Origin of the sequence: Helicobacter saguini (assembly GCF_000762875.2) — a bacterium.
Classification (GTDB): Bacteria; Campylobacterota; Campylobacteria; order Campylobacterales; family Helicobacteraceae; genus Helicobacter_A; species Helicobacter_A saguini.
This window is the reverse complement of the sequence record NZ_JRMP02000017.1, coordinates 50,687-60,344: the sequence shown is the minus strand read 5'-3', so window position 1 is coordinate 60,344 and position 9,658 is coordinate 50,687. Positions and strand designations below refer to the sequence as shown.

Annotated in this window: 11 protein-coding genes; 3 read left to right on the top strand and 8 right to left on the bottom strand. The window is 30.9% G+C overall.

Annotated elements, in window-relative coordinates; genetic code table 11:
* Positions 1–775 precede the first annotated feature (775 nt).
* The 6 genes from LS64_RS09715 to LS64_RS09690 all read right to left on the bottom strand — a co-directional run bounded on the left by LS64_RS09715 (position 776) and on the right by LS64_RS09690 (position 4,023).
* Positions 776–1,090 carry a hypothetical protein gene (locus tag LS64_RS09715; protein ID WP_052062479.1) on the bottom strand — a complete coding sequence of 105 codons (315 nt, stop codon included), beginning with the start codon at positions 1,088–1,090 and terminating at the stop codon, positions 776–778.
* Positions 1,087–1,542: a hypothetical protein gene (locus LS64_RS09710; RefSeq protein ID WP_034571844.1), complete on the bottom strand. Its 456-nt coding sequence runs from the start codon at positions 1,540–1,542 to the stop codon at positions 1,087–1,089. Before LS64_RS09710 ends, LS64_RS09715 begins: the two co-directional genes overlap by 4 nt.
* A 72-nt stretch (positions 1,543–1,614) precedes the next feature.
* A complete protein-coding gene (locus tag LS64_RS09705; protein WP_034571847.1) occupies positions 1,615–1,998 on the bottom strand; it encodes a hypothetical protein in 384 nt (127 codons plus the stop codon).
* 1,011 nt (positions 1,999–3,009) lie between these two features.
* Complete coding sequence (locus tag LS64_RS09700; RefSeq protein WP_138127324.1) at positions 3,010–3,321, bottom strand: hypothetical protein; 312 nt, start codon at positions 3,319–3,321, stop codon at positions 3,010–3,012.
* Positions 3,270–3,551, bottom strand: a complete 282-nt coding sequence (locus tag LS64_RS09695; RefSeq protein ID WP_034571852.1) for a hypothetical protein — start codon at positions 3,549–3,551, stop codon at positions 3,270–3,272. Before LS64_RS09695 ends, LS64_RS09700 begins: the two co-directional genes overlap by 52 nt.
* Positions 3,552–3,591: 40 nt before the next feature.
* Positions 3,592–4,023: a hypothetical protein gene (locus tag LS64_RS09690; protein WP_118949198.1), complete on the bottom strand. Its 432-nt coding sequence runs from the start codon at positions 4,021–4,023 to the stop codon at positions 3,592–3,594.
* A 247-nt stretch (positions 4,024–4,270) separates the two neighbouring features.
* Between LS64_RS09690 and LS64_RS09685 the strand changes: the two genes are divergently transcribed.
* A complete protein-coding gene (locus LS64_RS09685; protein WP_118988388.1) occupies positions 4,271–5,479 on the top strand; it encodes a glycosyltransferase family 8 protein in 1,209 nt (402 codons plus the stop codon).
* A gap of 129 nt (positions 5,480–5,608) precedes the next feature.
* Here LS64_RS09685 and LS64_RS09680 read toward each other — a convergent pair whose 3' ends face one another.
* Together LS64_RS09680 and LS64_RS09675 are read right to left on the bottom strand one after the other, a co-directional pair.
* Positions 5,609–7,006 (bottom strand): N-acetylmuramoyl-L-alanine amidase, encoded by a 1,398-nt coding sequence (locus LS64_RS09680; RefSeq protein WP_081948372.1) that lies wholly within the window; start codon positions 7,004–7,006, stop codon positions 5,609–5,611.
* A 190-nt stretch (positions 7,007–7,196) separates the two neighbouring features.
* A complete protein-coding gene (locus LS64_RS09675; protein ID WP_034573239.1) occupies positions 7,197–7,748 on the bottom strand; it encodes an LPP20 family lipoprotein in 552 nt (183 codons plus the stop codon).
* A 95-nt stretch (positions 7,749–7,843) separates the two neighbouring features.
* On the opposite strand from LS64_RS09675, the gene purU reads away from it, so the two are divergent.
* Together purU and thiF are read left to right on the top strand one after the other, a co-directional pair.
* On the top strand, positions 7,844–8,770 hold the full coding sequence (purU, locus tag LS64_RS09670; protein ID WP_034573238.1) for a formyltetrahydrofolate deformylase: 927 nt from the start codon (positions 7,844–7,846) through the stop codon (positions 8,768–8,770).
* 78 nt (positions 8,771–8,848) lie between these two features.
* Entirely contained in the window at positions 8,849–9,658 is an 810-nt protein-coding gene (gene thiF, locus LS64_RS09665) for a thiamine biosynthesis protein ThiF (protein ID WP_034573236.1), read from the top strand.

Below are 9,658 nucleotides of genomic sequence, written 5' to 3'. Positions count from 1 at the left end.
TTAAATTTATCGGAAATAATAATATAACTACAGAGATGAGTATTAACAACATACATATCAAGCAATCTAATATAAACTTGCCAAAGCTAAATTTATTCACAGAATCTCCTTTTAGTTATTTTTCATATACTTTACCACAATGATTACTTGCAGATTTCACGGGAGCAAAGCCAAAGAAACCCTCACCATTAAAATTAGAATCTAAAATACTAGGATATACATTTTCATACCATTTACTCTTACATTTTTCAATAGTATTAAAATATGAACTTGTGAATGGGTCATAAATTTTATTTGAATATTTTTGTATATCTATTTCACCTAATTTATCTAATTCATCTGGATGTTTGCGTGTTAAACCCAAAAAAGCATGTGGGATATTAAAATTCATAGGATGGAATAGATTGTTAAATATGGCATGTGAATTCCTTTATTTTACGAAATTATCTTCTAATGTATATGCAATAAACCATACAGATATGACTATAAATATACAAGACACACTAAAGCTTACATAATAAATTTTGTATATAGTTTTATTGCATCTATATAAAAATTTTAATGCAACGAACAACACAAAACATGATATTGTTACAATTAATGCCACTATATAGCAATGTTCCTAGTTCTTTTATAGACATCATTGTAGCAAAAAATGATAACGTATAAAATATTGGTAAAAATAATATTGGAATAGCTATTGTCATCACTCCAAAACATATAATACAATCTAATATAAACTTACCAAAGCTAAATTTATTCATAATTTATCCTTTTAATTATTTTTTAACATTTTATCACAATGATTTCTTGCAGATTTAATAGGAGCAAAACCAAAAAAACCATCATTAAATTTACTTGTTTCCAACCTTTCATACCACACTTTATCAATATTTTTAATATCTTTATTTTTATTTTTATCATTTCTTGTTACTATATCTATTTTATCTAATTCATTAGGTGATTTGCCTTTAGTAAGTCCTAAAAATGCGTGGGTAAAGTCTAAAGATGATATTGGAGATGATATTTTAAAATTTCTTGTAATTTCCCCAAAAAGTTTATCAATATAAATCGTTACATAATATTTCATTTTGGAATTCCACCAGATATAAGAATTAAATTATATATACATACTGCAATAATCGTATCTATACAAAATACAATAAAAAATCCTAATTTTTTAGCAACCGCACAAACAAAACAAATACATAAAACCAAACAAGCAGATAATATCCAAAACATATATTTTAATTCTTTTGCGAAGCCAATCATTAACACAATAAATGTTATAATCATCAAAAAAGGTAAAATATTTTTAATATAACAATTATTTACAATAAATAATAAAAAAATACAAAAAGTTACAAGCTCCAATAGATTAAAATTTGAATTTTCTATTATATTAATTAATAATAAACTTACAAAGATTACAAAACTAACCGCAATGCTGCACACAAACCACGCAATTTGTCCGCTTGTGCTCAAATCTATTTTTTTAGATTCTAAGTATTGCTTAATATTTGAATATATTGGAATTTTCATTTATCCTACCTTGTATTTGCAATTACACATTATAACAAAGTTTTGTTTTATCTTTAAAGCTCTGTATACTCTCTATTCAATAGATTCTACTCTTTCTTGTTTTAAAGTCATAAAAGATTTATATAATTCTTTTCTAGATTCTAAATATTCATTTGTTATAGAATCTTTATTTAGAATAAATATATTTGCAAAGACTGATTTATAACCTAGAATCTTTTCAGTATTATTTTTATCTATAAGACTTTTATTATCTTTGCTACATATTGCAAAACTCTTACAAGTATATAATGAGAGAAGTAAATAAGTAGGGGAATCTTTATGTGTAGAATCTAGCATATCATCATTAATTTTAATGAGCTTTATATCACCATGATTATTTTCTAAATTTAAAAAGTTATCTATTATATTAGCAGAATCCTTATCATAGTAATGAACTTCGTATAAAATATCTTTCATTCCTTATCCTTAAATTTTAATATGATGGTAGCTTTTTTATAGATTATGATCATTAAATACCAACTCGTCAATATGTGATATAATCAAGCAAGAAAATTCCTTTTATTCTTTCAAGTTTTTATTCATCGCATATTTTCATCTATAAAACAAATATTTTTGATATACAACATAGGGGTAGCATATTTTATTATCAATATCATTACAATACAAATACAAAGCAATATTGCAATGTTTGTAAATGTTATTGGTGGCAAAAAAATAAAACCTATAATTCCTAGTATAGTAAAAGAATTTTTTTAAAACGCTCATGTTTGTATTATCTGGAACAAATGCTCCTACCCAAAATCGTAGTAACCAAAATGTTACAAAACATAAAAATAAAAATATGGGTATCAAAAATATTGGCATTATAGATTTCATAATTTTTCCTATATAACATTGGGTTGATATAATGTGCTCAAAAATTGCATTATTTCTACATTATTCATCGCAGTATCGATATGAGCTAGAATGGTAAGAGCATTATATATATCCTCTATGGTTACGATAACCAGGACATAAGCAAGTATGTTAGTTTTTATTGCACTTTTTGTAATAGCTCTTATCTTACTAATAATTGCCCATTTTCCACTACCTTGATTTGTTGGTAAAGAAATTTAGCGAATTTTTTCATACTTGCTTTCTCTGCTATTGGAGTTTGACTAGATTGCAGGTAAGAATTTATGTGATTAAGTGAGTATGGACTTTTAGTTTTAAGATAATAAGGTATAAACAAGTCTAATTCTTTGTTTGTTTGCGATATATAAATTAATTCATCTTGTAACTTATAGAATCTTTATATTCTTGTTTAATTTCAATAAAATCATAATTATTTGGATTGGGTGTAAAGGTTATTGGCAATACATAATTTATAATATTATTGCTCCAATCAGCCACAACACCAGGTGCACTAAAAGTATAAACTTCTTTAATAACACTAGAATAGCTTATGCTAAAAAGTTGTGCTAAATATCAACCAAAGGAGTGTCCTGTAACAATAATTTGTTTGTTTAAAGTTTTAATATTTTCAATATAAAAATTAAACATATCATTGCAAATCTCTAAAGGAACATTAGCTTTTAAACTATTACCTAATCCTTCAAGATTAGGCAACTCAAGTATATTTAATCTAAATATATCAAGCCCGCGAAAAGCTAATATTATATCATCATCTTGAATATCATAAAATAATGTCGCCGAAAATCCAGAATCTTTTTTATCTACAAATGCCATTATTTTATAACGATTAATAAATATTGTAGCTTGTTTGTCTGTAAAATCCACTCTAGTATCATCATAAAAACTAATAATTCATTAGTTAATGCTTGTTTATATGCAACTTGATTGTTTTGCTTTGCTTCTTCTTTATTAAAATATTTTTTTTGTTTGTTTAAACCCCATTTTTTATCATTTTCTCCAAACATACCATTATTTAATTTTGTAGAATAACTAGCCCAAGCAAGTTCTGCATATTTCAGTAATTTTAATATCTGTTCTTTTGTATAACGACTCAATTTAACACACCTTTACAAGTCTAATAAACTAGAGTGTATATTATATTATTTTTTTGCACAATTCACATACATCAATAAAATCTTCATAGCTATAATTAATTTTTATAGAATCTATTTTGTCGTTTCGAGTATTAGCGTAGGAAGCTTTATCATCATTATTAGACTTAGAGTAGGAAGCTTCATTATCATTGCGAGAAGCTTTAGCTTCGTGGCAATCTATTTGTTTTTGTAGAATCTTTTTTGCTTTTTTAGACTTAGATTCTAACTTTATATTTAAACTAGATTCTAAGATTGAATAATTTAATATTGTTAAAACCTTAGAATCTAAAAATACTTGCAGGGTTTGTGTAGAATTTTTATATCTAGCATTTTCTATTTCTCTTTTTAGGTTTATTCTTGAAAAATATATTGTAGAAATTATAGAATCTATATTTTGAGATCTCAAAAATATCGCAAAAAAATTACAAATCATAAAACTTTTTTAGTATGAAAGCTACTCTAGCAATATTACTAGGTATCATTCATTAATATCAATAATACATAGCAATTTTCTGTGTGAAAAGAGCTAAATAAATAATCTTTGTGGTGACAAGTCGTTATTAAATTTCTTATCAAAATCAACCTTTTTTCCTAGATTGTTTTGATTTAAAGCTTTAATATAATATTTTTCATGTTTTTCAAGTACAATATACATACAATTTTATCATAAGGATTAAACCATGTATCATATCGTTTTTAGCTCCAGCGAAGATTATTTGGCATATACAAGTGTATTGATTACAAGTATTGTAAAATGTGCTAAAACAAACGATAAATTAGATAATAATGGGGGGGGGGGGGGTAATAACAGCCACATAAATTGTGCTACTAACAAAAGCACAGATAATATAATCTCCAAAGAAAACATAGAATCTAACGTAATAGATTCTAACAATAAACCTTTTTGTTTCCATGTTATCAGCGATTTTCTAAAGCCTGAAAGCATAGAGAAAGTAAATCTTATGCAAGAAGAGCTAAATAGAATCTATCCATGCGAAATACGTATTCACATTATTGATGATACAGAGTTTGAAAAGCTAAACCTGCCAAAATGGGGACAAGATGAGAAGCCAAAGAGTTATGCAACATATTGTCGTATTATTTTTGATAGATTTATGCCACGTGATATTGATAAGATTCTATATTTAGATGTAGATATGTTAGCGATTAAAGATATTAGAGATATTTTTGATATTGATTTAAAAGATAAGGTTATGGGTGCTGTCTATCATTCGTATTGTAAAAAAGAGATTTTAACACGCAATCCAAACACACATAAAAATATCCCCATAGACCCACTAAAACATTACACAGTAAGCCTTATGCTAATTAATATTAAACAATGGAGAGAGCAAAATATAGAATCTAAAATATTTGATTTAATCCGCACACACAGCTCATATACAGGCGACCAAGATTACATAAACGTTGCAGTAAATGACACGATTAAGATTCCATATAAATATAATTGTTCGTATTTGACTAATCAAGAAATTACATGCACGGATGAAAGCGATACATTTAGTATGCCCTACACTCGCAAAGAGTATGAAGAAAGTATGAATGACTTACGCATTATCCATTACAATAGTAATCAAAAGGCATGGAGTAGCCCATATACTATGATGAAAAATTACATACCAACATTTGATATACAATACACAAAAGAATGGTGGGATATGGCAGCTCAAACTCCTTATTTTAGTGATGTGTTAATGGAGAGAAAGATATATTTAGATTCTAATGAATTACGCTTATATGCTACATCTATGCAGAAGATTCTAAAAGAGTTTGAAAATAAGATTAATATCTTGGAAACCAAACAAAATATACGTAAAAGACTTAGTAGAAAACTAAAACAAATCATTAATAAAATTCGTGGCAAATAATATGTTTTAAATATTGAATAAACTTTAACAATTTTTATAAACAAATTATCTTAATAAACTTCAGTTTTATACTAATTATATTTCAAAGTATTTGCAAAATACTTTAATTTTAGAATCTAGATTCTACCCTCACGGATTTTTCTGCACATAGCTCTCAATTCCATTTGCGATTCCCTTTGCAATCAAGGCTTGATATTTAGAATCTTTTAGACGAATCGCCTCTTCAGGATGCGAATTATAGCCGATTTCTACAAGCACAGAGGGCATTAAAGCGCCCACTAGCACCCAAAAAGGACCCTCACGCACGCCGCCATCCAGATTCTCATTATACATCGTTTTTACCTGCTTTAAAATGCCCGCCTGCACGTCCATTCCTAGCTTATTAGAAGCAATAATGCGATTTGATGTCAAAAAGGACGCAATCATCGTGGGCGAATATTCAGTCGCCATGCCCTGATTTTCATTCGCCGCGACATTCACGGCGCGCTCACTCCTAGCAGTCGATAAAAAGTAGGTCTCAACGCCCTTTGGCTGCTTGCTCGTGCCTTTTGGCATAGAATTTGCGTGTATGCTGATAAACAAATCAGCGTGGATTTCATTCGCCATCTCAGTTCGCCGCTGCAGCTCGATAAACACATCGCTATTTCGCGTCATATACACGATGTAGCCGCGTTTGTCAAGCTCGGCGGCAGCCAACTTTGCCACACTTAAAACGATAGTTTTTTCGCACATTTGCGCGACCCCTGCTGTGCCGCAGTCTTTGCCGCCATGACCTGGGTCTAAAATCACGATTTTCCTGCCATTTGCGGGCGGTTTTGCCTTGCTAACTAGGATGGGGGAAGGGGATTTTTTGCTAGCTGGTTTTGGGGCTACTTTTGGTGCGGTGGTTGCGGGTTTTGGAGTTGTTTTCGCGGTGGGTTTAGAATCTGTTTTTTGCGGTTGCGTTTTTGCGGCTTGATTTTTGCTTGTACTTAGCTTTTGCGTTGTTTTGGGGGGAGTTTTTTCTTTTATTGCGATGTAGAGATACTGATTTTTTAGATAATGCTCATACTCGGTTTTAGCCGTTAGCGTAATTAGCACACGCACGCGCCCAGGTTTATTTTGAGCAATCACAATCTGCGTATTGTTTGGGAAATTATACTCCTTTTTATTTTTGGGTGTCCAAGTGCCTGAAATGTCGATAAATGCGGTGGTTTCATTAAGTTTATGCACGCTAATATCTTTTTTTGTTAGATTTTTACTAGCCTCAATTCTAAGGCTAGAACTACCAAAAGGCACAGAGCCGACAATCTTTAACGCATTCGCATTTAGGTTAGAAATAATAGATAAAAATAGCAAAAAAATTATATATTTTATAATGTTAGATTCTATAATCTTATATTTTTTAAAACTTAGAATCTTTTTAGAATCTTGCAAAATAGATTCTATAAAATTTAGAATATTTTTAGAGAAAAATTCTATAATATTGTGTTTTTTAGAATACAAGCAGAAAAACAAAATAGATTCTATAAAAAAAGATTTTATCATCCGCCCTTTGCCTTTAATCAAACGTTAAACTAAAAAATAGATTCTATCAAAATAGATTTAAAAATGTAGATTTTACTCAATTAGTTTTCTTCAAAACATAGTTTTAAAGAAAAACATAACAATGCAAATAATTAACAAAGAATCATAAGCCTAGATTTATACCATTTGCATCAAAAATAGACAGAGTCATTTATTTTAATAATGCTTCCACTGTATTAGATAACTCTAATGCTTGTGAAGAATTGATATTTAACACTTGAGCACCACCTTTCATAGCATTATCAAAAGCGTCTTTATCCATACCTACGAGAACATAGAGCACATTTGGTTTAGAATCTTTATCAATCCATCTTTCCACCATCTCGGTTTTTTGCAACGTTTGTTCTACTTTTTGCTTAGCTGCTTGTATACTATTTTCTGATATTTTCAATCCATCACTTTGTGCTAGTTCCTTTATTGCTTGTTCCACTTTTGTACTAATCATTTGTGCTATTTGGATTCTTGCTTGCATTGTAGCTTGATTTGTAGCAAAGTTTATGTTACCATCTAATACTTTTGCACTGCCAACAGCTACAGCATTAGACTTTGCACGTTCTTTAGCTTCACTGATATTATTCACCCACTTTGGTTCGTCTTTGTTTGGTGTTAAGCTCTGTGTTTTCTCACCACAGCTAACCAAAAAAGTAGCCAACACGCCGACACACAAGCCTTTCGCCACCATACTCAATACACTCGTTTTCATTAAAAACTCCTTAAAATTAAAATGAGATTCTATTCTACAATAAAAAAATGCTAGAATTGCAAACAAAAATTTTTTATACAAAAATAGGCTAAAAAATGCGAAAAATTATCCTACTTATAAAGTGCAAAGATACGCAGGGCTTGGTATTTAAGGTGAGTTCTGTGCTGTATAAATATGGGCTAAATATCGAGCAAAATAGCGAGTTTGTCGATAAAAGTAGCGGTATGTTTTTTATGCGAACTGAGATTAGTGGGCTAGATTCTATGGAATCTACGGCTTTTATGGAATCTAAACAGCAAGATTCTATAAATCCTAATAAAATAGATTCTAATATTACAGAATCTATAACCTTAGATTCTAATAAGTTATTAAAAGAGATAGAATCTGCCCTAAATAATAACGCCCAAATTAGCATTAAAACGCAGGATAAAAAATCCATTATAATCCTTGCTACAAAGGAAAATCACTGCCTAGGCGACCTTTTAATCCGCCATAGCAGCGGCGAGCTAAACGCTAAAATTTTGTGTGTGATTAGCAATCATAATGTTTTGCAATCTCTTGTAAAAAAGTTTGATATACCCTACTATTTTATCGATAGTAACGGTATTTCGCGTGAGAAGCACGAAAAAGAGATTCTAAAAATTTGTAAGAATTTTAGCGCTGATTTTTTGGTTTTAGCAAAATATATGCGCGTTTTGTCGCCGAGTTTTGTCGCTAGATTCAAAGATAAAATTATCAACATTCATCATTCATTCTTGCCCGCATTTATCGGGGCAAATCCTTATAAACAAGCTTACGAGCGTGGCGTAAAAATCATCGGGGCTACCGCGCATTTTGTAAGCGATGAGCTTGACTGCGGACCGATAATTTGCCAAGATGTCGCCCAAATCAATCATAGTTATACGTGGCAAGATATGCAAAAGGCAGGGCGTGATATTGAGAAAATCGTGCTTGCCCGCGCTTTGAATCTCGCCCTAGAAGATAGAATCTTTTTAAATGGAAACAAGACGATTGTGTTTTAGAATCTAGATTCTAAAAGTCATTTCAAAAGACTTATTAAAATTTTTAGGTTAAAATCTTTAAAAACTTTAAGGACAAACATGCAAATATTTTTCAACGGAAAGGCGATAAAAACAAACGCCAAAGATACCCACGAATTTTTCGCAAATATCAACGCAAATAAAAAAAATGTGTGGATTATAAATGGTTTTGCCACGCAAGACAATATCAAATTGCAAGAAAATGACGAGCTTTTTTACATCAAACGCAACAAAATTCCGCCCAAAAAGGCACTAGAAGCAATGATGCGCGCTCGCCACACGCCAAAGCTGCACGACAAACTAAAGAGTGCAAATGTCGGCATTGCCGGACTTGGCGGACTTGGCTCGCACATTGCCATAATGTTAGCGCGAAGTGGCGTGGGGCGGCTTACGCTCGTTGATTTTGATGTGATTGAGCCTAGCAATCTTAATCGGCAAGGCTATAATGTGGGCGATTTGGGCGAATTAAAAACGCGTGCGATGAAAAAAAATATAAAAAAAATAAACCCTTTTATACGCGTGAAAACGCACACAAAAAAGGTCAGCGAAAAAAATATAGAATCTATTTTTAAGGACTGCGATATTGTGTGTGAGGCATTTGACTCTGCTGTGGCTAAGGCGATGTTGGCACAGCATTTTCATACTATTTTCCCACAAAAGATTTTGATAACCGCTAGTGGTTTGGCTGGTTTTGGCAACTCAAATGCTATAAAAACGCAAAAAATTGCGGATAATTTCTACATTTGTGGCGATTTAAAAAGTGCAGCTAGTCCCGGAAATGGGCTAATTGCCCCACGTGTGAATCTTTGTGCTGCCCATGAGGCAAATCTAGTGCTAGAACTCCTTGCAAATGGCAATTTTAGCGGCTAG